The sequence below is a fragment of the Aminobacter sp. MDW-2 genome, from assembly GCF_014250155.1.
Taxonomy (GTDB): domain Bacteria; phylum Pseudomonadota; class Alphaproteobacteria; order Rhizobiales; family Rhizobiaceae; genus Aminobacter; species Aminobacter ciceronei.
The window spans coordinates 3,580,720-3,602,403 of record NZ_CP060197.1 but is presented as its reverse complement, the minus strand read 5'-3'; the positions used below and the strand labels follow the sequence as shown (position 1 = coordinate 3,602,403).

Here is a 21,684-nt window from a genome sequence, read left to right as displayed (position 1 = left end):
AATCTGCGGCTCGTCTCGCAGGTGCTGCGAGCACCCAAAAGGTTACCCGGTAGAGGTCAATGGTCAGCTATCTCGACGCCGCCACGGCGCCCCTCAGGAACACCGGCCAGATCCGCCTTTACGGCGCCGAGGCTTTTGAAGGCATGCGCAAGGCGTGCCAGCTCACCGCCAGCTGCCTCGATGAGCTGGTCGACCGCGTTGCTCCAGGGGTTACAACCGACGCCATCGACCGTTTCGTCTTCGAATACGGCATGGATCACGGCGCGCTCCCGGCGACGCTGAACTATCGCGGCTACACCAAGTCGTCTTGCACCTCGATCAATCATGTCGTCTGCCACGGCATCCCCGACAACAAACCGCTCAAGGACGGCGACGTCGTCAACATCGACGTCACCTACATCCTCGACGGCTGGCACGGCGATTCGAGCCGGATGTACCCGGTCGGCACCATCAAGCGCGCCGCCGAGCGGCTGCTCGAAGTCACCCACGAATGCCTGATGCGCGGCATCGCGGCTGTCCGTCCAGGTGTCCGTACCGGCGCGATCGGTGCTGCCATCCAGACCTATGCCGAAGCTGAGCGCTGCTCGGTGGTGCGCGATTTCTGCGGCCATGGCGTCGGCGCGTTGTTCCACGACGCACCGAACATCCTGCACTACGGCAATGCCAATGAAGGCGTCGAGATGCGCCAGGGCATGATCTTCACCATCGAGCCGATGATCAATCTCGGCCGGCCGCATGTGAAGGTGTTGTCGGACGGCTGGACGGCGGTCACCCGCGACCGCTCGCTTTCGGCCCAGTACGAGCATACGGTCGGCGTTACGGCCACAGGCTGCGAGATTTTCACACTCTCGCCCAAAGGGCTCGACCGACCGGGCCTGCCCGCATAAGATCACCTCGCCGGCAAGCGCATCGGCCCGCACAAGCACGATGTGTCAACTTGGGGAGAGCGTCCTAGCTGCGTTCGTTCGAACGCACAGGCGATCGCGCCGGCGGGGGCGACATACTGGGCATGGCGAGCGACGATCACGACGAGCGCGGTTTCTTTGGCGAGCGGTCGCTGCCGCAGCCCAAGCGCGACACTGAGCCGGAGAAACCCCACTATCTCGGCCATCGCGAGCGTCTGCGCGCGCGTTTCTCGGCAAGCGGCGGCGACGCCCTCGCCGACTATGAACTGCTCGAACTCTTGCTGTTCAGGCTGATCCCGCGCGCCGACACCAAGCCTGTCGCCAAAGCCCTGCTCGCCCGCTTCGGCACACTCGCCGAAATGCTGGGCGCACCAGTCAACCTGCTGCAGGAGGTCAAGGGCGTCGGGCCGGCAGTGGCTCTCGACCTCAAGATCATCGCCGCCTCGGCCACGCGCATGGCGCGCGGCGAAATCAGCGGCCGCGAGGTGTTGTCGTCGTGGAACCAGGTGCTCGACTATTGCCGGGCAGCGATGGCGTTCGAAGAGCGCGAGCAGTTCCGCATCCTGTTCCTCGACAAGAAAAACGTGCTGATCGCCGACGAGGTGCAACAAACGGGCACCGTCGACCATACGCCGGTTTATCCCCGCGAGGTCATCAAGCGCGCGCTTGAGCTGTCGGCCACTGCTGTCATCCTCGTGCACAACCACCCGTCCGGCGACCCGACACCTTCACGCGCCGACATCGACATGACCAAGACCATCATCGACATCGCCAGGCCGCTCGGCATCGCCGTGCACGACCACATCATTATCGGCAAGAAGGGCTTTGCCAGCATGAAGGGGCTGCTGCTGATCTAGACGTGCGCAGCAGGCATTGGCCGGAACAGCTTTCGACGAAGACAGAATCAAAAAAGGCCGCCGGATTGCTCCAGCGGCCTTTCCTGTTTCACTCAGGAGCGTCGCCCTATTCGGCGTCGGCTTCCTTGGCCTTCTTCTTCGGAGCGGCCTTCTTCTTAGGCTCTTCGCCCTCGGCCTTATCGGCCTTGTCTGCCTTCTTGGCCGAAGCCTTCTTGGCCGGCTTTGCCGAAGCCTCGTCCTCGTCGTCGGCGAGCAGCTCTTCCTTGGTCACCTTCTTGTCGGTGACGGAGATCTGCGACAGCAGGTGATCGACGACCTTCTCCTCGAACAGCGGCGCGCGCAGGTTGACCAGCGCCGACGGGTTGTTGCGGTAGAAATCGAACACTTCCTGCTGCTGGCTGGCCGGGTAGCGGCGAACGGTGTCGAACAGACCGCGCTGCAACTCTTCGTCGGAAACCGTCACGCCGGACTTCTCGCCGATCTCGGCGAGGACCAGACCGAGGCGCACGCGGCGCTCGGCAAGGCGCTGGTACTCGGCACGGGCTTCTTCTTCCGTCGTCTCTTCGTCGGCAAAGGTGCGGCCGGCGATCTCGAGATCGCGGGTCACCTGGCTCCAGATGTTGCCGAATTCGGCTTCGACGAGCTTGGAAGGCGCCTCGAACTGGTAGGCACCGTCGAGCTGGTCGAGCAGCTGGCGCTTGACCTTCTGGCGCGTCATGGCGCCGAACTGGTTCTCGATCTGGCCGCGAACAATGTCACGCAGCTTCTCGAGCGACTCGAGGCCGAGGTTCTTGGCGGTCTCGTCGTTGACTTCCAGCTTGCCGGGGGCAGCGACTTCCTTGACGGTGACGTCGAAGGTGGCTTCCTTGCCGGCCAGATGCGCGGCCTGGTAGTTCTCCGGGAAAGTCACGGTGACGAGCTTCTCGTCGCCTGCCTTGGCGCCGATCAACTGGTCCTCGAAGCCGGGAATGAACTCCTTCGAGCCGAGCACCAGCGGCTGGTCGCCGCCCGTGCCGCCGTCAAAGGCAACGCCGTCGATCTTGCCGACATAGTCGATGGTGACGCGGTCGCCTTCGGCGGCCTTGCCGGTCTTCGGCTCGTAGGAGCGCGCCGATTCGGCAACGCGGTTGACCTGCTCGTCGATCTCGCTTTCCGGAACGTCGTAGACCGGGCGTGACACCTTGATGTCGGTGAAGTCCTTGATCTCGATCGCGGGAATGACTTCATAGCTCAGCGAGAACTCGAAATCGACGCCGCCGGCCAGGATCTTCTCGGCTTCCTTCTCGTCCTCGGTCATCACGACGTCGGGCTGCATCGCAGCCTTTTCGCCGCGCTCGGCGATGATCGTGCGCGTCGAGTCGGTCAGGATCTCGTTGACCACTTCGGCCATGAAGGACTTGCCGTACATCTTGCGGATGTGCTGCATCGGCACCTTGCCCGGACGGAAGCCGTTGATGCGGACCTTGTCCTTGGCAGCCGAAAGCCGCTTCTCGAGACGGGCTTCCATATCGCCGGCAGGAACCGAGACCTTGATCTCGCGCTTGAGGCCGGAGTTGAGCGTTTCGGTGACCTGCATCATCAAACCTTTGTTTTACGTATGGCGCGGCTTGAACGGCGTCCTGCCGTTCAGCCTGCCGGAATTCGTTTGCCGGGGGTGGCTTCAAGTTCGCAAATCGTCATCCTGGCCCGCCATCGCGGCCCGTTTGGCTCCGCCATCTTCCGAAAATCCGATAAGTTATTGTTTTTCCGACTTCTTATCGTATCTTTCAGAGACGGTCCTTTGCGTCCCATCCTATTTGACAGGCCTTTTGTCACAGGCGAAGCCAATTTTCAACTATCTTCGCGGTTTCTCCCGGCCCGGGTCATTTCGGCTCCGAGATTGACAGAATGATGGCGGCATGTGATTGGCGGTCGCATGCGGATGTGGCGGAACTGGTAGACGCCCTGGATTTAGGTTCCAGTGCCGAGAGGCGTGTAGGTTCGACTCCTATCATCCGCACCACTTCTACCTAGCTAAGCTGTTTTTATTACATAATTTTTCGGGTCTGTGGCACCATTTGGGGCGCAATTTGTGGCACAAAGCGCGCACTAAATAACAACCCAACCAGAACGCAAAAAGCCCGCCCCGGCTTTTCACCGGAGCGGGCCATATGATCAGGACGGGCGGGCGGTGCACTAGGCCAACCACCGCGATCCGCGCTTATTTGACGTTAGCCCCAAGGGCCGTCCTGAACTGCTTGCGGGGCGAGCGCCGGACCGGTCCCGACTGTCAGGCCGCTGCGCAGCCCTTCCTACCCCGCAACTCATACCCGCTCTCGCGGGAAACTCTGGGCCGGTATTTGGCAGCGCTCTGTCCGACTGAGCTAAGGTCACGTCTATCTCTAGCGCCACCTGCGGGGCTCGAACCCGCGACCTCTACCTACTGACCGGTTTCGCGTCCCTCCGGCATCTAGCCGGCCATCACGACCGTCACTCTGCCAGCGCGGCTGCGAGAATCCTTGGGGCCTCGGTCGCAGCACTGTACCCAACTAGAAAACACTAGCAGATTCAACGGGATTCGTCTATAATCTTCTGATGAAAGACCGCTAGAAACCGCTATCTGTACCTTGCTTCTCAAGCCATTCGCGAGACGCACGAAGATGCTTCGCCTTCCTTGCCTCGTTGAGCAGATCCAGGGCGAAGTTCTCGGCCTCCTCGGGCGTCATCTCGGTTTCGAAATACGTGTCCGGGTCTGAGGTTGGTGTACGCGTAACGACGCTTTCTACCCTACTCGTAGCAATAACGTAGGGTATGAATAGACAGCGCGGCTTCATCGCCGCCTCCGCTGATCGTAGCGATGCAGGTTCCAGCGGATGAGCATCGACAGAATCCAGTTCATGCGTACCGGCTTTCGAGATCGAGCATTGAGATGAAGTTGGCGCCCTCGACGCGACCACCCCTCAAGCGCAGATCGGCAATGCCGTAAGTGTAGCCAGTCGTCGCCCCGTCCGTGTACTTCGGCAGGTAGCCATGAGGCATTGCACAGCCAACGTTGGTCACGGTGATCGCGTTATTGATGCCGATCTTCGGAACGGTCACATGGTTCCAGCGGTGGGTATGGCCAAAGACAACGGAGTGGGTCGACTGGTTGCCGATGGTGTTTTCGGGATATCGCCCGCCAATAGGCTTCTGCATGATGGAATGAGGGACGTGCGTGAACCCGACGCCCTCGAAGAACAGCCAATGGCGATATGGCGTGGTCTTCCATCGATATCGGGCAAAGAGCTGATCACGCTGAAGGGTAAGAGTGCCAGCGAGATTGGGCGCCAGCTCCTCCAGCCGCTCGACGCGGTATTCATGGTTCCCGTAGATCACATCGTGCGGGACTTCGCCCAAGCCGATCTCGGAATGGTAGGCTTCAAGCGCATCCTCGCCGGCTGAAATCTCGTCCTGAAACGAGGGGCGGTTCATCTGGGAGGCAGATCCAGCTGCGCTGTGGAACTCGCAGCTTTCCATATCAAGCGCATCGCCGATGTGGACCACGTTGTCGGGGCGGTTCTCGGCCACATAGCGGCCGATCAGGCGCATATGCTCAACGCCCTGCCCCGGCTTCCAATGCGTGTCACCGATGGCAAGGACGCGTCGGACAGGCAGGTCTCTGGTGACGGACACGTTGTAGGCGCGGACACGAACGCGAGGCTTGGCAACCTCGATCATATCGATGTCAGGCGTGTACTCGGTCTGGGCCGCCTGCTGAGCCTCGCGGATATGCCCCTCCCGGCGAAGGCGCTTAACGCGGTCATAGGTCGCCCCTCGGGATAGATCGAGATCAGCGGCCATATATGTGATGTTGCCACTATGGGCGAAATACGCGGCAAGCGTCCGCTGCATTTCCTCGTCTGAGACGGGAGGCGTCATGCTCAGACACGCCCCATCAGGCCGCAGATCGTGGTGCCAGGCACCGCGAAGCCAATGCGGGTCCATGACGGCATGAAGCCAAGCGGCACAATCGCCGTCATGACGTTGATGCCGATCACATAGCCCGCAGCGTCGTACAGGGCACCGCCAGACATGCCAGGAATGATAGTGAGATCGGTCGGAATCAGGCCCTTGTTCTGGCCAACAGTGGTGGCTTTCCCATTGACGAAGCCACGAAAGACCAAGTTCTCGAAGGCTACCGGGTTGCCAAAGGCTGTGACTGCCTCCCCGACTTCGGGGGTGCGGCAGGAAAGCATTGCTGAGCGGGTATGCCCATCATCCTTGAACCGAAGCAGGGCGACATCTGCACCCTTGTTCACCCAGAGCGTTTCGGCCTTGGATGTCGTGCCGTCCTCAAACTTGATGTCGAGCGAGGTATTATCCTCAACCACATGGGCGGCGGTGACAATGTAGCCGTTGCCGATGTTGATGCCAGAGCCATGACCGGATTTCAGCACGATCTTGACGTTCGGGCCGGGAAGATCGGGGCGGCCTATACTGTGATGAACCGCCATGACAGCGGCCAGCGCGCATGCGATGACAAGGGTGGAGAAAGCCACCCAGAAGCGTCTGCTTTCACCAAACATGTCAGGCTCCTATGCCTTGAAAAAACCGAGGAACTTCAAGACGGCTTCCCAAAGCATCACGACGCCAAGGAATAGGCCGATCACGCCAAGGATGAGCCAACGGGCCACCCTGCCGAATGTCATGGTTGTCTTGACCATCTCGATTGCCTGCCCGAGCGTGGCGATGTCGTCCGCGTCGAGATTGGCAATGAATCTGCGAGTGCCTTCTGGTAGGTCCGCGAACTTCTCTGCGGCGTCCTGATCGTCAGTCATGGGCGCCACCCACACAGGCGTTGGCCTCTAGTATTGTGCCCGAGGAGTTCGGCAACCTGCGTATCCGTCAGTTGGTCGATCTGCTCAGGAGCGAGCCGGATCGGCTTGGCGATGTCGCAGAATGTGCCTTTGGCGGTCTGGCAGCCGGCGAGAGCAACAAGCGCGGCAAGTGTCAGGGCTTTGACCATGACTTGAGCCTTTCCCGTGCTTCGCTGGTTGGGAGAGCCCCGATGTCGTTGTCGACTTGATCGGCGATGGTGCGGGCCTTGTGTTCGGCTTCGGCCTGCTTGGCGCGCTCCAGGCGAGCACCACGGCTGTTGCCCTTGAAGAAGGCCACGAGGACGGCCAGCAAGCCGCCCATGATTGCCAGCATCGTCGGGTTGCTCAGGAAAGAGAGCAGCAGCGCTGTCACTTCGACCACCCGAACTTGCGGGCGAGGAAATACCAGCCCTCAGTGACAGCACCCACGGCCACACCGACGATCATCTGCACGTCTTGATCTGTGGCGAGTGTGGATGCGTCTTCGGGTGACAGAAGGCCCTTGAGGACGAGATAGCCAGCGCCATAGCGCAGGGCGATGCGAATGATGACGCTGGTCATATGGTCAGCCTTTCGAGAAGTAGCGGAGGATTGCGGTGATGAGCTGAGCCCAGAAGCTGGCGCCCTTGGCGGGCTCTGACGGGATGGTGGCGTTGCCCTTATCGCCGCCCGTAGCAGGTATCGTCACTTTGACTGACGAAGGCGCAGAGCCAGGCATAGTCGTCTTGAATTTGGTCGCCCCGTCTTCGCCATAACCGTCCTGCTTCAGAAGCGCGTCGTAGCGAATGGCGATGTCAGCGATGAGTTTCGCACGGTCGGTGCCGTTGATGATCTTGCGGGCGCCCGTGAAGTCCGAACGGCTGATCGTGATGTAGTCGGCCAGCTTCTTGCCGGTGAACCAGCCGTCACGCGAGCCAATGACGAGGATCTGCGCGGCATACTCAGCCTTGAGCAGCAGGCGCGGGTTCTTGACGAAATCTACCCCGAGCTTCTTCGACGCTTTCTGGTAGTTGGCCAACCAGGTTAGCTGCACGTAGCCCATACCCACGTAGGGGTAGTAGGGCTTCTTCTTCAGATACGTCTCGCCGCCATACTCCCGCACCGGCTTCATGGTGTGGGCTGTCTCGTGGTAAGCAGTGGCGAGTACATAGGCCGCTTGGTTGCGCAGCAAGCCCTCTTTCTTGCACGCAGCTATGATCAGCCGCGTGTCGCCAAGCGTCAGGTTCATGGGATTTCCTCAGATGTGTGGAGTTAGCGCTTGGAGGCTTCCAGAGCCGCAAGCCGCGCATCGTGCTCGTTGAGCTTCAGCCACATGGCATTCGAAACAATCGCCAGCATTTCCATGGCCAGCCACTTGCGGGAGAACATTTCGCCCATGCACAGGCCGTTCTGCTCCCAATCTGCCTGCGTCGGCATGCCCGGAAGCGCCTCGTCGTTTCGCATCTTGGCGAAATACTGCTCAGGGTCGCGGGGGTCGAAGCCTGCGTCACACATGGCCTTGAAGACGCGGGCCGTGCCGTGAATGCGCTGGATGGTTTCGGCGGGGATGATGATTTCTTCCGTCACCAAATGCTCGACGGCATCGACGCCGTTACCACCCTCGTCCCAGACGGGCTCCAGCTCGATCTGCGTTGCCTGTTCCGTCACGATGATCGTCTTGCGGACGAGGGACCCATCTTCGGAGCGCTCGTCCACGACGCGCTCGACCTCGACATCGGCCATGACCGGGACGGTTTCGATGCGCTCGGGGATTTCGATGTTGGGAACCAATGCGTCCCACTTGTCGAGATCGATCACGCCCTTGGTGCGGAACTCCTCGGCCATCGCCATGCAGGTCAGAAGCGTGTTGTCGTCGTAGACCGCGCCGAAGTTGATGGTGTTGTTGCCCTTGTCGCCGCCTGTGGCGGACGAGTGATAAATGCCGCCGCCAACCTGCATACGGTTCGCGAGTGTGCCCGCCTGGAAGGTGGCAAACCTGTAATCAGCGGATTCCGCTCCGTTCGCATCTTGAAGGCAAACAACTGTCATTTCTCCAAAGGCTTGATTGTTTGCCGCATCATCCGTCCCTCGGAAGACCACACGACCGACAACAGCGTTATCGCCATGTGCATCAGCCCTCCTAATTTGGACATCGCCAAACGTTCCTGTAGCTTGGATAGCCAACGTGCCGCCGCTGAATGTGGGCGACGTGTTAAGTAGTGGCACAGTGCTGCCGGATGTACCGGTGTTCTGGGTTGCTGCGGTGCCGAGGCCGATAGTGGTTCGAACCGCTGCCGCGTCGGCGTCGTCAAGGATCGTTTTGACAAACGTCGAAATGCCAAGGTGCGTCTGTGCGGCTGAGGCATCAGCCTGCGTGAGGAATGCCCGCCCGTAGGTGGTTGTTGCCAGTGCTGATATTTCTGTCAGATCATCGTCGAGCGGCTGGAACCCGAACGCATCGCCAAGCTCAATAGCCGGAACGCCATAGACCTGATTGCCGATGACAATGGCCATGCTGGTCTGCGTCAGATCGCTAGGCGCCCTGACGCGGGGTATAACGGGTTGCTGCATTAGGGATACCTGCAAGTAGATCGGGCGGCTTATTTGTAAGAGGCCGCTCGAAGTGCTACATTTCCGGCATGCATTAGGCGCGACGAATAGGGGGAGCCCCCATGCGCATGTTGGCCTTGACGTGCATACCTATCATTGGATTGAGTGGCTGCGGGATGCTGCCGAAGGTCGAGCCCGTCGCGTATCAAGCGCCGGCTGCTGTGGCTAAGCCTGCACCGGTGGTGAAGAAGGCCGTTGCGCCGAAACCAGCGGTGAGAAAGCCGGTGGTGAAGCCCACACCGCCGCCAAGTGAGCGAAACGGGGATAACGACACGCCATCATGGTAGTACGGCTTCTGATTTTTTGCTTGTTGCTTTTGGGGCTGGCTGACATCGCCATGGCTGGGAAAAATGACGCCGAGTGGAACCCGCCTGCGCGCTACGACCATCCTTACACGGGAAATCTGAAGGTTCGATACCTACCGCCCAAGGACGTCTACCGCCTCTGCGCCAAGATGCTTAAGGACGCAAACGGCTCGGAAAAGGGCACCTACCCTGGAATGCGCGGCTGTTCCGTTCTTAAGAAGGGCGGCAAGCGATGTAACGTTGTTGTAGTCGACCGAACTTGGAAAAAGGCCACACCCGAGGCCGTGCTCCGTCATGAAATCGGTCATTGCAACGGCTGGCCGTTTGAACACCCCGATTAGGCGAATGACGCCGCTCGCATGCCGAAGATGACGTTTCCAGTACTGGTGGATAAACCAACCGTGCGGTTCGTTTCTTGTGGCAGACGGAAGGAATAACCGCCCGCGATCCTGTGCGACCCGTCCAATGTCAGGTCATAAGCCTGCGTCATACCCACGAGGGTAATGGCGGCGGTGTTATTTGCGCGGGTGGCAGAACCGAAAATAACCGCACTGCCACCGCTTGGAACGTTCAACGTTCCATTCATACTGGCGGGATAAGTCGGGTCGCTCGTGATACCACCAGACCCACCAGCCCCCACTGAGAAAGCGTGAGGTGTAGCTGACGCGATGTCAGTGACTGCGAAAAGATAAACCGCGCAAGCACTCGCAGAGCCGCCACTGAAATTGACGACAACACTACCGGATGTGCCGGACGGCTTCGCTGCCCATACGCCTCCACCCGCTGCGCCAACAGGGGTGCCACCCTGCCCGAGGTCGCCCGCATCGCCCCCAGATGTTGTTGTACCACCTATTGTCGCAGGTGTTTGGTCAAGCGTAACGTTGCCGCCCGCCGCCAGATGGACGAGGGCCACCAGCGTCCGGTTGCTGAAGTCGTCCCCAAAATTCAACCCGGCGAAGGTGTAGGAGCCAGAGCGGTCAACTGTGTCGACTGCCGAGGCAACCAGTTGGACCGGCGCGCGATCATCAATGAACAGCAGCATCAGAACGACTTCGTCACTTTGATGGTGAAGGCCATGTCAAGGCACGACGAGTTCGAAGAGATCGTGACCTCGATGTCATCGCCGGCAACAAACGTGTTGGCCGATGCCTGGGCTTGGGTCTGCTCCGAGGATGAGACGCTGTTGGCCGTGCCGCCAAGGGGCGTGCCGTTGATCTTGAACGTCGCCGTGCAGGTGCCCGATGCGGATTTGGTCACGGTCTCGTTGATGGTGCCGCCATACGGGCACTTGAGGACCAGGGTATAGGTCTTGTTGGCTGGGGCGCCGATGAAGCCGGAGATGGTGTCGGTGGCTACGGATTTGTTGTTGATGAGCAGATCGGTGGCGTTGATCTTACCGGCGCCAGGGTCGCCACCTGTAGCCCCCTCCATGTAGAAGCCAGCGGCCATATGTGCGCGGAAGGCCAGAGTGCCCGACCGGATTGTGACAAAGCGCAGAGTAGCACTTTCAGCGGTGTCTGTCGGGCTGTTCAGCACAGCATCGATTGTCGCATACCGCGTGTCGTTGCCACCGGAATCGCGGGCGCGCCAATTGATCATGCTCAGGACTGCGGGAGAGGCAGAGTCGCGGAAAAGAACAATATCCGGACCAGAGGCTGAGCCCGCTTCCGTGCTGGTAATGGTGAGCAGCGTCCCCGCCGACGTACTCGTGATGGTCATGGCATTGGTATCGGCAATGGTCACGCCTGATGTTTGCAGCGCGCCGGCAACGCCATCAAACCTTGGTACGGTGTTATCGACCGTTACACCGACCGTGAGCGTGACCGACGTCGAGAATGTCTTGATCTGGGCCATCATCTCGCGGACGATGTTGTCGACCTGAGACGGGGTCGTAACAGCACCATCAATCGGTATTGAATTGATGTCGGTGTTGTTTGCCGCAACAGTGTCCCATTGCGATACGGCAGTTTTAGCCATGTGAATTCCTCGCCTTAGAAGAGGCCAGCCGTGCCCGACCTGATGTCGCGGGCGGCATTGGGGGAAATGTCCCGCATTGAGCGGTCAGAACGGTTGGAGAAGGTCGGATCGCGGAAGCCGCCGCTTGGTGCGTTCGGGAACGCCCCGCCAGACTGAGGACGGGCAAACTGCATCGGTTGGCCGTTGATGTTCATGGTGCGGACGCCGTTGAGGAGATCGCCGACACGACCGGCACCGGGCTTTGCGAGCTCACCAGCAAGTGCCGCACCGAGCAGCGAGCCAATGGGCCCAAGAAGCCCGCCAACAGCCGAGCCAGCCATGCTTGCGCCTACCTGACGGGCAGTGTTGCCGAACTTGCTGCGTCCGTTCAGATCGGGCTGGGCATCGAAGACTGAGCCAATTCCACCCGAGCCAAGCGGGCCGCCGATGCCGGGACCAGACGAGGCCATCTGTTGCCCATTGGCGTTCGTCGTGGTCGTGACACCGTATTTGTTCGTGACTGACGTGTTGCCGTACTGATCACGGCTGACCATGTTGCCGCCCGTTGCAACGCCAGAATTGGCCCGGCCTGCGTAGACATCGGCGGCGGTGTATTGGGGCTGGGCCGGTGGCGCAGACGGGAATTGCTGACGCGGCGCTGCCCTCACCTGCTGGACGGGCATAGGCGCGGGTGGCGGGGTCGGAGTGATCGGCATTGCTGGCACGAATTGAGGCTGCGGAGCCACAGGGGCGAAGCTCTGCGCAACCGTGGCGACCGGTGACATCATCGCATTGAGGGCCGGCGTCGGATTGGGCACCCTGCCCGCGCCATAGCTGGCATACTGGTCAGCCAGGGACATGTTGGCGTTGGGTGCCGGAGGTTCGACAGGAGCCATGCGGCTTTGCGCGTATTGGTTATAAGCCGCTGCCTGCTGTGTCGGGGTTGCTGGCCGCTCAAACCGCTGCGTCGGCACAGATGTTTGCGGGGCCACCATCCGAGCGGAAGAAAAGGACGGCGCGGTGACACTCCCCCGCCCCAATGCAGCCGGCGACAGTGACGGGTTGTTGGGGCGTGGCGCAGCCTGCGCGTCCGAGGAAACAAGGCCATAGGCTTTTGAGGCCAGATTGGCGATTGGGTTGCGCCTCGCCGCCTCGGGAACGCCCTCGTAAGTGTATGCGGTCGGGCCGACACCGGGCAGGGACGAGCCACGCGCCACTGTGCTTGCCGGCAACCGAGAGGTCTTGGCCGTGGTCGAGGGCGCGCGCGGTCCAAAGCGCTCTGGGTTGGGCACGTCATATGCGAACCGGGCCGCGTCTGGCATGCGTAGTGCGGCTGCTTGGAGTGGGGCGCGCTCCACCCTGCCCACAGGTGCAGCCATCATCATTTCAGGCGGAGACGGGCGCGGAGAAGGCGTCGGAGCGTTCGTGTAGGGTGTGGGGCCTATTCCGGTCGCCCGTGCGAAGTCGAGGTTGTTGGCCCACGATTTGGCCGTATTGCCCCACTGCGCACCGCCGGGAAACTGATCCAGCGGCATCGTGTCGATGTGCATGCGGCCCGGCCCCATATAGCCGGTCTGCCCGTAGCCGATGTTGGCGTTATGCTGCGCCGCCATCGACATGGCGATGTCCTGAAGCGCCACAGGATCGGTAATCTTCTGCCCGTTCGGGGCGGTGAAGTGGAAATCACCGGCGAAGCCTAGCGGGTGCCTGTTCTTGGCTCCAATCGCGCCTAAGCCCCTCGGCTCCATGCCCGAATAGAGCGTCGTCGTAGTGCCTGGAATGACGCTGTTGGCCGCTGCGGAGACTTTCTGGCCGATGCCGCTGGTCGGGATCTGGTTTCGCTTGGCACCGGCAAGGTCATAGGCGAGCATGCCCGGCACATCGACGGATGGACGCGGCGGGGGAGACATCGACGGGAATGCTGCCGTGCGGAGGGCCGAAGCGATATTTCCGGCACCGACCGCTGCTTGCCTGACAGGAGCCGTGACAGCATTGGCAGCATCACCAAGCGCGTTGACGGTCTGCTTCGCCACCTGCTGGACAGCGTTCGCTACCGGCTTGACGAACCCGACCGCCGTGCGGATTGCGCGGTTTTGCGGGTCGGTGAAATACACATGCCCCGAGGTAGACGCGACCTGCTTCAGTCCCTTGGGCAGGTTCTTGGCGGCCTTGGGCGTGGCGTAGAAGGTGGCGTTATGCTTCGGGCCGTTCGCCAGCACGTCATCGAGCGCCTGCTGCGCCAGGCTGCGGTATTTTTCCACCCCAGACGGAAGCGGCTTGCCGTATGCATTGAACTCCGAACGCACGGAAACGACCTGCTGCGGCGTGGTGCGCGTCTGAGCCGCCCGGTTTGCGATCACCGAGGCAATATTGACCATGTCGGCGTAACGCTGTTGGGGGGTGCCATAGGTGGCTTCGCCCAATATCGTATCGACGACGGATTTGACTTTTGCCAAAGCGCCTCACCGTATGGTAATGATTGTTGGAATGAGCGAACCGCCCCTAATCGAGCACAATCCGCACGAAAAACGCCCCACCAACGCTATTTGGTGGTTCATGTGGCCCGCCATCGCCCTACTCTGGGCTTGGTATCTCTACTTTTACGAGTTTGACTGGCCGTCCGTAGCCATTGGTGGGCTTACGATGGGCGTCCTCGTCATTTGGGGAACGGAGATCACCGGCAACAAGGTGCCCGAGTCATGGCGCAAGGCGGCTGGTGGCCGCTGAGCCGCCATAGGTCAGCACCGCATTGATTAGCGCCCGCTTCTGAGGCGTCATTGCGCCGCTTTTCAGTAGCTGGTTTGCAAGATAGCGCTGCCCCTGCTTGGACATCATCATTTTACCGATGACGCGCGGGGCAACGAAGCCTGCCAGGGCACCCGTAAGCGCGCCTTGAAGCCCGCCGCCATCCTGTGCCCCATATGCGCCGCCAGCCCCCGCGCCAACGATTGACGGTGCCATGGCCCCGAGATTACGGACAGCCAAGCGGCTCGCCGTGCCCGAGTTTGGCAGAGGCGTCATGACCGCCTGCCCTGCTTTCGCAAGCTTGGTGAAATCACTCTTGCCGGTGGCAAAGCCAGACTGGTTGCCAGACGATGCAGCCATGCGAAGGCGAGCCGGGGAAATGATACCAAGCGCGGCATCCTCGCCGCCCCCATTCGCGGCTTTCTCCAGCACCTTGTAGTTGCCGTAGCGCTGACGCAGCCCCGACCACGCACCCTTGTCGGCGGGCGCGATTGACCGCTCCATACCGTTGTCGAGCGCATCGCGAAGGCCTCGGATAGCGTCGGCAAACTCGCCGTCGCTGTTGCGATAGTTCTTGGCCATGCGGGTCAGGCGGGACCGGATCGTCTGGTAGTCCTTGCCTGACATCGTGTTCTTGCCAGCCTTGAAGCGCCCGATGATATCGTCGCCAAGGTTTTGGAATATCGCCTTCTTGTCGGCAGGCAGTACGCGAGCGTATTCCTGCGCGGCCCTATTCATGTCGTCCACAATTCCCTGGTCAATGCGAAGGGTATTGCGCGCCGACAGGTCTTCAAACCCCTTACCAAGTCTGCCCTTGAGCGCGGCAAGAGTGTCGGGGTCGGCGAGCCCACTGCCGCCCGCCTTACGCATTGCCGCATCCGTAAAGGCTCGCCCCTGCTCTTCCATGATGTTGGCTGCTGCATCGCCGCCGATCTCGCTCTCGGCGTAACGCAGCGCCTTGCTGCCCGTCTTTTGGCCAGCAGTGAGCGGTACGCCTTCGCTACCAAGAAACTTGGCGGCTGCGGTGCGGTCTGCGGAGGTAGAGAAAGGTGAAACCGCCTTCTGTGTGGCCTTCGACACGCCAGCGACGATGTATGGGGCCGCCAGGCCAGTCACGCCGCCTGTGACGGCGCCCCAACTGGCCCCCTTTGCCCTGCTTTCCAAATCGGTGCCGCCGCCCGCACCCTGCAAGCCGCCATAGATCAGGCCGTCTGCCGCGCTACCAAGTGCAACGCGGCCCAAGCCAGCACCAGTCTTGGCTGCGTTGGCACCAAAGCCAGCGCCCCCCGTCGCGAGCCCTTGAGCCACACCGCCAGCAACCTGACCTGTGAGGTAAGAGCCGGGGTTTTGAGCCTGTGCTGCTTCGGCATTCCCTCGCATTTCCGCCAGAACTTGCTGACGAGGAACGCCTGTCAGACCGCTACCGACAAATGATGCCAGTTCGTCACCAAAGCCAAAGGTTGCGGTGTCAGCAGCGCCCATGGCAGCCGAACCGGCCCTACCATACTGCGGCTCAACCATACCCGTTTCGGGGTTGTAGCCTTCGACGCCCGGTGGAACGTACTCGGGCACGTTGTGGCCCCTTGGTGCGGCGTCGGGGAATTTGGTCGCAATTAGACTGCGGATCTGCTCTTTCGGCATGTCGTCTGGAAAGCTGACGACTGCGCCGTCTGGCATGCGGACCTGCGGCATTACTGCCCCCTGAAGTATTCGGTGTAATCGACTACACCACCGCCCTGTGGCAGGCCGCCTTGTGGGTTGTAGCCAGGAGTAACTGAGGCCTGAGCCGCAAGCGCCTCAACATCACGGCGCTTCTGCTCAATGAACGCCCTGAGAACAACCTGCTTTTCCTGTGGAGTCTTGTTGGGATCACCCAAGGTCGCGCGGAGGGTTTCACCTTCCTTCACTGTGAAGGCAGCGCCGAACGTGTCGCGCAGAAGCGGAAGCACCTGATTGTCAACCGTGGCGATGTATTCAGATCGAGCAACGGCAGCTTCGCGCGGGTCCATGCCAAGCTGCCTCATACCAGCGTCGAGGCCCTGCCCAGCCACCGTGTAGGTCGCCTTCTCAGAGAGGCCGTCGAGTTTGGTAATCACCTGCTCAAGCCCAGGCATCTTGCTGGACATGCTCTGATAGGTCGCCAGCGCTTCGCCTTGTGCTTTGCCCGCCGCCGCCCCGCTTCCGGTGGCCAGCGCCTTTGAATATGGGTCATAAGGTTCAAAGCCTTCCGGCACCTGCGAGGCAAGCAGCCTTCCATCCTTTGTTGGTTGGGCGTAAATCGTCACACCATCCTTATTGCGGAGCATTACCGGGTTGAGGCCGGTTTCTGGTGCCCCGCTGCCCGCCGGGGGCGAAAGGAACGACTTGTCGCGGGTGTCAAATATCTGACCGTCAACGACCTTGTATGGGTCCGCCGGGTTCTGCGCTTTCCGATCCTGAAGGTACAGTTCATACACTTCCTTGGGCTGGAAACCGTTGTCCAGCATCTCGGCGTAGCGCGGATCCTGCTTGCGGAGGAAATTGCCGGTCTTGTTGCTCTGTGCCGTGAGCTTCTGCTGAGCTATAGCCGGGCCGGCAGCCGATAGCGCATTGCCGAAGTTGGCCGAGTTGCCCTGATTGCCGAGCAATGCACCCGCCATGGGCAGCGCCACAGCCGGGTCGAGCAACTGGCCGAAAAGACCCTGTTTCGGCTCCATGTTCGTGGGTATCCAGCCAAAATCACCCGTCGCGCCCGCCATGCCGCGCGTCTCCGCGTACTGATAGGCCCTGCCATCGGGGCCGCGCTGGATCGCGCCCGGGGTAGCGGTGGCAGGCAACTGCGCCTGCTGGCCGTTGTTCTGCTGGCCAAAGAGAGCGTCGAGAATACTCATCAGGAACCTCCCCCGCGCTGACGGTTAAGGAAATCGCGGACCTGCTGCGCCGTGTTCATGGGTGTCGATGCGGCAGGTGTTGGCGCCGGGTTCGGCGTTGTCGCTGGCTGGGCCGAATAATCCGGTACCTGCATCGGCTTATAGAACTGCTGGAGATAAGACATCATGTCGGGTGCGGGCTGGCCGAAGCCAGCGCCAAGCTGCTGTGCGATTGCCTCCAACTGGCCGGGCATTGACGGCTGGAGCGTCTGCATGGGCTGGGTCGGGGTCGTGGTGGCCGGCGTTTCGTTGGTGGCCTTCTTGGACTTGCCGCCCATCAGAGTTTCCCTCCGCCCGACTTGAGCAGGCTGCCGCCCGCGAGGGCGCCGCCCGCGATGTTCGAAAGCGTGTTCGACGGCCCCTGCGCCGTTGCTGTCGACGAGCCGAGATTGCCAGCGCCCGAGGCAACGCCCTGCAATGCCTGGATATTGGCGAGGGGAGCATTCTGTCGCTCCTGCGCAATGCGGAGCTGGTCGTTGAGGGTGCGGCCATACAGGTCTTCGTTCATCGCGCCGACCTGAAGCAGCGGGCTATAGGCGTCCTGCATGCCCTGATAGGCGTTGCCCATGTTGGACTGGCCTTGCTGGCCCGCATTGAATAGCTGCGTGTTGGCGGCGTCCTTGCGGCCCTGCCAATTGCGGTATTCGCCCATGTCCATGTCAGCTGCTACGTTGCCAACGGCAGTTGCGGCCGCGTTCGTGTGGGTGCCAGAGCCATAGCGCCCCGCACCCGAGGCATTAAGGGCCGCTGCATTGGATGCGGCATCCATGGCACGCTGACGCACCTGCGAATAAGCTGGGTTGGAATTGATATCGAACGCGCCAGTAGCAGCATCCTTGATGCCGCCAAGCGCGGTCATCTGGTTGTCGTTGTAGCCGCCGCTATCGATGATGCCCTGAAGCTGTCCAGAAAGCCCCTGCCCGCCCGTATTGGCCTGCCCGAGCGACTGCAACCCGCCCATGGCCTGCGTGGTCTGCTGGGCATACGGGACAACCGTATTCATGGTGTTCGGCTTCACCAGCCCGCCATCTTTGTACAGCTTCAGCGCATCGCCCATACCCTGATTGAGCAGGGGTTTGGCAGCCGAATACGGCTCATTCGATGTGGTCTGGGTAGTCTTGTTACTGCCGCCCATCGATAGGCTCCTCGTAAAGCGTGCGTATCTTGCGGGTGTGCGGGAATATCTTGCGCCAGCCCTCGCGGCCCTCGGCAACAAGCGACGAGGCCCCGCAATCGCGGGCAACCTTCTTCACCATCTCATGCAGTTCGGGCATCCAGTCGGCCATGCCTTGGCCGTAGAGAGCCATGCAGCGGAATTTGGTCCCCGACTGCCAGGTTTCCGGCTTCCAGACTGTCGCGGCCTTCACGTCGTCGCCCTCATGGACGATGAACAGAAAGCAGTGACCCGACCGGCATCCAACCCACAGATCACCGACCGTCAGATCACCGCCCGACCGCCGTGAGGCCTTCTGAAAGCCCGCAACCACGTTTGGCCAAATGCCGTCGATCATGTGAGTGGGAACAAGGACGGTTCTCACCCTGCCCCCGATTCCTGAAACTCAGGACTGACGCCGTGGAGATGATCCCATTCGGAACCAGCCGCGATGTTCACCCGGAAGCGATGGAACTTTGCGTCCGAACGGAACGGAACAAGCCCGGTCCTGCTATTGCGTGTATTGGCCGAGGACCACGTAAGCGAGCCATCGGCAACCTGTGCCGCGCCCACCTGCATGGTGTAATCGCTGGCATCGCTCTTGAGCCTTGCACCCGAGACGAAAGACCCGGTGTCAGGCGTCAATTCCGTCGATGATGTCTCCACCGTGGCCGCAGCAGGGGCACCAGCAAACAACGCCAGCTTGTTAGCTGCGGTGAACGCCCCGAAGGTAATGCGCCCACCCTTGAACTGACGACTGTCCAGCGGAATATCGATGGCATCAAGCGTGCCGTAGCTGTCCAGATCGTCCAAAACAGCACCAATCGACACAGCCGAGACAAGCAGGATCGGAGCGGCATCAGACGGCGGGACAAAGCGGTCCAACACCCATTGCCAGCCGAACATCTTCTTCTGGCCACTCTGGTCAGTGAACAAAATCCAGACGATTTTCTGGGCCGGATCGGCAATACCCTGGACTTCGCCAAGCTTGTCGAGGTCGATTTGCTGGAAGAACCACTTATCCACACGCTCTGCACCGATAGAGCGGTGCTCGTCGCCTACGTAAATGCCGGTTTCGTTGACGTACAGGTAAGCCTCTCCGCCGAAGGGCACGACACACAGCGGAGCCACAGCACCGCGGGCGCCGTCAATGTCCTGCATCTGGAACGAATAGGTATTGCCCGGTGTGAAGATCAGCCGGCGCTTGCAACGGCGCTGGATAATGCGCGCACCGCCCGTATTCGACATGATCGAGACAATTTCATCCCCATCCGGGATTTGCTGCCTGTCCGAATCCCCTGCAAGGCCCGTCACCGTCCAATTAGTCGGGTCGTTGATCTTGCAGTGTTGCCAGTCCTGCGGGAACACATCGGCCCCAACCTTGAGATAGGCCAGAAACAGGAAATCCCCGACTGTCTCGATGAACTTGGCACGAGGCGGTGAGCCCGGCGCATCCGCCATGATCGTCCCGGTATCCAGATCCATGACCTGGAGCGCGTCGTTGAGGTTGGTTACGTAGAAATCAGCGCCAAACCGCTCAGCCTGCCACAGATCGCCGGCATCCGGCCCGGTATAGCCGCCTACCTTGGAAATATCCGTCCACGAACCATCCGACTGAAGCCGGTAGATTGCCGTTTGAGTGGCCGCGATGAAGCCGAATGACCCCGTTGTGTTGCGATACCACCATCCGCCATAGCACTGCGCACCAAGCGCATCTGACAGGTCGGACAGTTGCGACATTGGCCCCCAGCCAACCGCTGTTGGGAGAACGTTGGTTGCCGTGTCGGTCGAGACTGCGGAGAATGGGCCTTTGTCTGGCTCCCACGGCGGGAAAGCAATCACTGGAACTGCCCGTCATAGACCGGGCGCCTGCCAATTGCTGACAACGCCGGATCAACTGTCAGGACGCCGCGCTTGGACTGTGCGATAGCGCTCTTGATGGAGGGGATGACGCGCTCAAGAATGGCGCTAAAGTTCGAAGCAAACGGGGAGTTGCGTGTGAAAACCCCACCCCACATGAGCACGGCTGCAAGATACACGTCAGGATGGTTTGTCAGCAGCCAGTTGGTTGGCGCGCTATCAGACAGGCTGAATTTCTGGCGAAACCGGAAGCGGAACGAATAAGCCTGATCCAGGGGGCAATCGAAGTCGATGTTTGTGCCATCGATCGCCCACAGGCTGGGGCAACTGGACGTAGCCGCGTATGGGAATGTGCCGTCCGTCTTCTGGGTGAGCATGACTTCATCGCCCGAGCTTGGGTCAATGAGAAACAGCGCAATGGGCCGCTCCATGCTCTGCGCTGCGATATCAATACGGCGCGAGTCGACTACACCCGCAAGCGTGGCGTCCATCTCAACAGCAGGGATTTCCCGGTTGAGATGCGCCTCGCCCAACGTGATGAAATCGACGGCCTCGCCCGTGAGGTCACTACGGGCCATCCAGTTGGCAACTTGGGTCTGAAGGTCGGAATAGTTAGTGAGCGCCATTTCTCAGCCACTTTCCGATGTTGCCGGTGAAGTCGGGATTGCCGCCCGTGTGGGTCAGGGTAAGCTCAGGATCGAGCCAGACAGCCCCGCCGACCGCCCGCCATTCGGTGCAGAACGCCCCGTCCTCACCACCACCCGGAGGCGCATGGAAGAAGCCATGCATTTCCTTGTCGAAGTGCTTGTAGGCGCGGTTCGGGAAGGCCTCTTTCAGGCGCTCGAACACGGATCTGGAAACAGCTAGGAAGCCGGCAGGGAGTGCGACCACCTCAAGCAGTCCAGTTGCCGGATCAGCCCATAATTCAGGCTTATCAAGGAACTGGACAGGATAGCCTTCCGGCTCTTGCTTGTAGCGGTAGCAGCCGCCGACAAAATCAACCGGATGCCGCGCGAGTTTCAGCAGATCACCGAGCTCCCAACTCACATCAGAGTCGATGAAAACTAGCCTATCGGCATCGCTGGCCAGAAAATCGCACGCTATCCGGTCCCTGACGGTCGTAACGAGCGAGCCGCCAGGGATGAACTGGATAGACATGTCCACACCGGACAACGCGGCCATGACCTGCTCATTGCAGAGTGACCGCGCCGTCTCGATGGTGATCCGACCATCATAGGCCGGAACAGCGACAAGCAGCTTCAAGCGCTGCCCTTCATGAGGCCGACACTGACAAGGACAGCCTGCATTGCGTTCGTCTGCGCTGCGATGGTCGCAATCGCGTTGGCAATGATGGTCGAATTGTAGGTGCCGGTGATGGTGAGAATGCCGTTCGTCGGAGCGGCCACGCCGCCAGATGCATCGGTTACTGCCGCCTGAGCAGCCGCTGCCTTCTGCGCAATGGGGGTCTTGCCGTAGAACGACACAAGATCAGTGATGGACTGGCCAAGGCAGGCGCCTGCCGAGCCGCCATCCGAAAGCTGCTTAACAGCCATGGAGGTATTCCTTCTGG

At 60.8% G+C, this 21,684-nt stretch carries 25 protein-coding genes and 1 tRNA gene; 5 read left to right on the top strand and 21 right to left on the bottom strand.

Features of this window, described 5'->3' with window-relative positions; translation table 11 throughout:
* Positions 1-59: 59 nt before the first annotated feature.
* Positions 60-887 carry a type I methionyl aminopeptidase gene (gene map / locus H5P29_RS17825; protein ID WP_067961656.1) on the top strand — a complete coding sequence of 276 codons (828 nt, stop codon included), beginning with the start codon at positions 60-62 and terminating at the stop codon, positions 885-887.
* Positions 888-1,009: 122 nt separating this feature from the next.
* Positions 1,010-1,762, top strand: a complete 753-nt coding sequence (gene radC / locus H5P29_RS17820) for a DNA repair protein RadC (RefSeq protein ID WP_182574079.1) — start codon at positions 1,010-1,012, stop codon at positions 1,760-1,762.
* Between the two features lie 106 nt (positions 1,763-1,868).
* On the opposite strand, the gene tig is transcribed toward radC, so the two are convergent.
* Positions 1,869-3,338: a trigger factor gene (gene tig / locus H5P29_RS17815; protein WP_154384251.1), complete on the bottom strand. Its 1,470-nt coding sequence runs from the start codon at positions 3,336-3,338 to the stop codon at positions 1,869-1,871.
* A 341-nt stretch (positions 3,339-3,679) separates the two neighbouring features.
* Here tig and H5P29_RS17810 point away from each other — a divergent pair.
* Positions 3,680-3,764: transfer RNA gene (locus H5P29_RS17810), tRNA-Leu, on the top strand.
* Positions 3,765-4,636: 872 nt separating this feature from the next.
* On the opposite strand, the gene H5P29_RS17805 is transcribed toward H5P29_RS17810, so the two are convergent.
* The 8 genes from H5P29_RS17805 to H5P29_RS17770 are packed head-to-tail and all read right to left on the bottom strand — an operon-like array spanning position 4,637 to position 9,090.
* Positions 4,637-5,659 carry a metallophosphoesterase gene (locus H5P29_RS17805; protein WP_185910118.1) on the bottom strand — a complete coding sequence of 341 codons (1,023 nt, stop codon included), beginning with the start codon at positions 5,657-5,659 and terminating at the stop codon, positions 4,637-4,639.
* Positions 5,660-5,661: 2 nt separating this feature from the next.
* Entirely contained in the window at positions 5,662-6,306 is a 645-nt protein-coding gene (locus H5P29_RS17800; protein ID WP_154384128.1) for a S1C family serine protease, read from the bottom strand.
* Positions 6,307-6,315: 9 nt separating this feature from the next.
* The gene (locus tag H5P29_RS17795) at positions 6,316-6,558 is read right to left on the bottom strand and encodes a hypothetical protein (protein WP_154384127.1); all 243 of its coding nucleotides are present in this window, start codon (positions 6,556-6,558) and stop codon (positions 6,316-6,318) included.
* A complete protein-coding gene (locus H5P29_RS17790) occupies positions 6,555-6,746 on the bottom strand; it encodes a hypothetical protein (protein WP_154384126.1) in 192 nt (63 codons plus the stop codon). Before H5P29_RS17790 ends, H5P29_RS17795 begins: the two co-directional genes overlap by 4 nt.
* On the bottom strand, positions 6,731-6,970 hold the full coding sequence (locus H5P29_RS17785) for a hypothetical protein (protein WP_185910117.1): 240 nt from the start codon (positions 6,968-6,970) through the stop codon (positions 6,731-6,733). Before H5P29_RS17785 ends, H5P29_RS17790 begins: the two co-directional genes overlap by 16 nt.
* On the bottom strand, positions 6,967-7,158 hold the full coding sequence (locus tag H5P29_RS17780; protein WP_154384125.1) for a hypothetical protein: 192 nt from the start codon (positions 7,156-7,158) through the stop codon (positions 6,967-6,969). Before H5P29_RS17780 ends, H5P29_RS17785 begins: the two co-directional genes overlap by 4 nt.
* A 4-nt stretch (positions 7,159-7,162) precedes the next feature.
* Entirely contained in the window at positions 7,163-7,825 is a 663-nt protein-coding gene (locus tag H5P29_RS17775; protein ID WP_154384124.1) for a hypothetical protein, read from the bottom strand.
* 23 nt (positions 7,826-7,848) lie between these two features.
* Positions 7,849-9,090 carry a hypothetical protein gene (locus H5P29_RS17770; RefSeq protein WP_154384123.1) on the bottom strand — a complete coding sequence of 414 codons (1,242 nt, stop codon included), beginning with the start codon at positions 9,088-9,090 and terminating at the stop codon, positions 7,849-7,851.
* Between the two features lie 376 nt (positions 9,091-9,466).
* On the opposite strand from H5P29_RS17770, the gene H5P29_RS17765 reads away from it, so the two are divergent.
* Positions 9,467-9,832: a hypothetical protein gene (locus H5P29_RS17765; protein WP_154384122.1), complete on the top strand. Its 366-nt coding sequence runs from the start codon at positions 9,467-9,469 to the stop codon at positions 9,830-9,832.
* Here H5P29_RS17765 and H5P29_RS17760 read toward each other — a convergent pair.
* Genes H5P29_RS17760 through H5P29_RS17750 form a run of 3 tightly spaced genes read right to left on the bottom strand, consistent with a single transcriptional unit; the run spans position 9,829 to position 13,903 of the window.
* Positions 9,829-10,533, bottom strand: a complete 705-nt coding sequence (locus H5P29_RS17760) for a hypothetical protein (protein WP_154384121.1) — start codon at positions 10,531-10,533, stop codon at positions 9,829-9,831. The genes H5P29_RS17765 and H5P29_RS17760 overlap by 4 nt on opposite strands.
* On the bottom strand, positions 10,533-11,468 hold the full coding sequence (locus tag H5P29_RS17755) for a hypothetical protein (protein WP_154384120.1): 936 nt from the start codon (positions 11,466-11,468) through the stop codon (positions 10,533-10,535). Before H5P29_RS17755 ends, H5P29_RS17760 begins: the two co-directional genes overlap by 1 nt.
* Before the next feature lie 14 nt (positions 11,469-11,482).
* Entirely contained in the window at positions 11,483-13,903 is a 2,421-nt protein-coding gene (locus H5P29_RS17750) for a cell wall hydrolase (RefSeq protein WP_154384119.1), read from the bottom strand.
* Positions 13,904-13,934: 31 nt separating this feature from the next.
* Between H5P29_RS17750 and H5P29_RS17745 the strand changes: the two genes are divergently transcribed.
* Positions 13,935-14,174, top strand: a complete 240-nt coding sequence (locus H5P29_RS17745) for a hypothetical protein (RefSeq protein WP_154384118.1) — start codon at positions 13,935-13,937, stop codon at positions 14,172-14,174.
* Here the strand turns inward: H5P29_RS17745 and H5P29_RS17740 are convergent.
* The 9 genes from H5P29_RS17740 to H5P29_RS17700 all read right to left on the bottom strand — a co-directional run bounded on the left by H5P29_RS17740 (position 14,145) and on the right by H5P29_RS17700 (position 21,667).
* Entirely contained in the window at positions 14,145-15,884 is a 1,740-nt protein-coding gene (locus H5P29_RS17740; protein ID WP_154384117.1) for a hypothetical protein, read from the bottom strand. The two genes, H5P29_RS17745 and H5P29_RS17740, sit on opposite strands and share 30 nt — an antisense overlap.
* Positions 15,884-17,062, bottom strand: coding sequence for a hypothetical protein (locus tag H5P29_RS17735; RefSeq protein WP_185910116.1), 1,179 nt, complete (start codon positions 17,060-17,062; stop codon positions 15,884-15,886). The genes H5P29_RS17740 and H5P29_RS17735 overlap by 1 nt, the downstream gene beginning before the upstream one ends.
* The gene (locus H5P29_RS17730) at positions 17,062-17,379 is read right to left on the bottom strand and encodes a hypothetical protein (RefSeq protein WP_154384116.1); all 318 of its coding nucleotides are present in this window, start codon (positions 17,377-17,379) and stop codon (positions 17,062-17,064) included. The genes H5P29_RS17735 and H5P29_RS17730 overlap by 1 nt, the downstream gene beginning before the upstream one ends.
* Complete coding sequence (locus H5P29_RS17725; RefSeq protein ID WP_154384115.1) at positions 17,379-18,236, bottom strand: hypothetical protein; 858 nt, start codon at positions 18,234-18,236, stop codon at positions 17,379-17,381. Before H5P29_RS17725 ends, H5P29_RS17730 begins: the two co-directional genes overlap by 1 nt.
* On the bottom strand, positions 18,223-18,639 hold the full coding sequence (locus H5P29_RS32350; RefSeq protein ID WP_210328469.1) for a hypothetical protein: 417 nt from the start codon (positions 18,637-18,639) through the stop codon (positions 18,223-18,225). Before H5P29_RS32350 ends, H5P29_RS17725 begins: the two co-directional genes overlap by 14 nt.
* A complete protein-coding gene (locus tag H5P29_RS17715; protein WP_154384113.1) occupies positions 18,636-19,994 on the bottom strand; it encodes a hypothetical protein in 1,359 nt (452 codons plus the stop codon). Before H5P29_RS17715 ends, H5P29_RS32350 begins: the two co-directional genes overlap by 4 nt.
* 98 nt (positions 19,995-20,092) lie before the next feature.
* Positions 20,093-20,740, bottom strand: coding sequence for a hypothetical protein (locus H5P29_RS17710; protein WP_154384112.1), 648 nt, complete (start codon positions 20,738-20,740; stop codon positions 20,093-20,095).
* On the bottom strand, positions 20,727-21,377 hold the full coding sequence (locus tag H5P29_RS17705) for a hypothetical protein (RefSeq protein WP_154384111.1): 651 nt from the start codon (positions 21,375-21,377) through the stop codon (positions 20,727-20,729). The genes H5P29_RS17710 and H5P29_RS17705 overlap by 14 nt, the downstream gene beginning before the upstream one ends.
* The gene (locus H5P29_RS17700; RefSeq protein WP_154384110.1) at positions 21,374-21,667 is read right to left on the bottom strand and encodes a hypothetical protein; all 294 of its coding nucleotides are present in this window, start codon (positions 21,665-21,667) and stop codon (positions 21,374-21,376) included. The genes H5P29_RS17705 and H5P29_RS17700 overlap by 4 nt, the downstream gene beginning before the upstream one ends.
* Positions 21,668-21,684 lie beyond the last annotated feature (17 nt).

Bases quoted from the DNA above. Each gene is read 5' to 3' on its own strand.
- map (WP_067961656.1), top strand. From the start codon at position 60: ATGGTCAGCTATCTCGACGCCGCCACGGCGCCCCTCAGGAACACCGGC.
- radC (WP_182574079.1), top strand. From the start codon at position 1,010: ATGGCGAGCGACGATCACGACGAGCGCGGTTTCTTTGGCGAGCGGTCG.
- tig (WP_154384251.1), bottom strand. From the start codon at position 3,338: ATGCAGGTCACCGAAACGCTCAACTCCGGCCTCAAGCGCGAGATCAAG.
- H5P29_RS17805 (WP_185910118.1), bottom strand. From the start codon at position 5,659: ATGACGCCTCCCGTCTCAGACGAGGAAATGCAGCGGACGCTTGCCGCG.
- H5P29_RS17800 (WP_154384128.1), bottom strand. From the start codon at position 6,306: ATGTTTGGTGAAAGCAGACGCTTCTGGGTGGCTTTCTCCACCCTTGTC.
- H5P29_RS17795 (WP_154384127.1), bottom strand. From the start codon at position 6,558: ATGACTGACGATCAGGACGCCGCAGAGAAGTTCGCGGACCTACCAGAA.
- H5P29_RS17790 (WP_154384126.1), bottom strand. From the start codon at position 6,746: ATGGTCAAAGCCCTGACACTTGCCGCGCTTGTTGCTCTCGCCGGCTGC.
- H5P29_RS17780 (WP_154384125.1), bottom strand. From the start codon at position 7,158: ATGACCAGCGTCATCATTCGCATCGCCCTGCGCTATGGCGCTGGCTAT.
- H5P29_RS17775 (WP_154384124.1), bottom strand. From the start codon at position 7,825: ATGAACCTGACGCTTGGCGACACGCGGCTGATCATAGCTGCGTGCAAG.
- H5P29_RS17770 (WP_154384123.1), bottom strand. From the start codon at position 9,090: ATGGCCATTGTCATCGGCAATCAGGTCTATGGCGTTCCGGCTATTGAG.
- H5P29_RS17765 (WP_154384122.1), top strand. From the start codon at position 9,467: ATGGTAGTACGGCTTCTGATTTTTTGCTTGTTGCTTTTGGGGCTGGCT.
- H5P29_RS17760 (WP_154384121.1), bottom strand. From the start codon at position 10,533: ATGCTGCTGTTCATTGATGATCGCGCGCCGGTCCAACTGGTTGCCTCG.
- H5P29_RS17755 (WP_154384120.1), bottom strand. From the start codon at position 11,468: ATGGCTAAAACTGCCGTATCGCAATGGGACACTGTTGCGGCAAACAAC.
- H5P29_RS17745 (WP_154384118.1), top strand. From the start codon at position 13,935: ATGAGCGAACCGCCCCTAATCGAGCACAATCCGCACGAAAAACGCCCC.
- H5P29_RS17740 (WP_154384117.1), bottom strand. From the start codon at position 15,884: ATGCCGCAGGTCCGCATGCCAGACGGCGCAGTCGTCAGCTTTCCAGAC.
- H5P29_RS17735 (WP_185910116.1), bottom strand. From the start codon at position 17,062: ATGAGTATTCTCGACGCTCTCTTTGGCCAGCAGAACAACGGCCAGCAG.
- H5P29_RS17730 (WP_154384116.1), bottom strand. From the start codon at position 17,379: ATGGGCGGCAAGTCCAAGAAGGCCACCAACGAAACGCCGGCCACCACG.
- H5P29_RS17725 (WP_154384115.1), bottom strand. From the start codon at position 18,236: ATGGGCGGCAGTAACAAGACTACCCAGACCACATCGAATGAGCCGTAT.
- H5P29_RS17715 (WP_154384113.1), bottom strand. From the start codon at position 19,994: ATGTCGCAACTGTCCGACCTGTCAGATGCGCTTGGTGCGCAGTGCTAT.
- H5P29_RS17710 (WP_154384112.1), bottom strand. From the start codon at position 20,740: ATGGCGCTCACTAACTATTCCGACCTTCAGACCCAAGTTGCCAACTGG.
- H5P29_RS17700 (WP_154384110.1), bottom strand. From the start codon at position 21,667: ATGGCTGTTAAGCAGCTTTCGGATGGCGGCTCGGCAGGCGCCTGCCTT.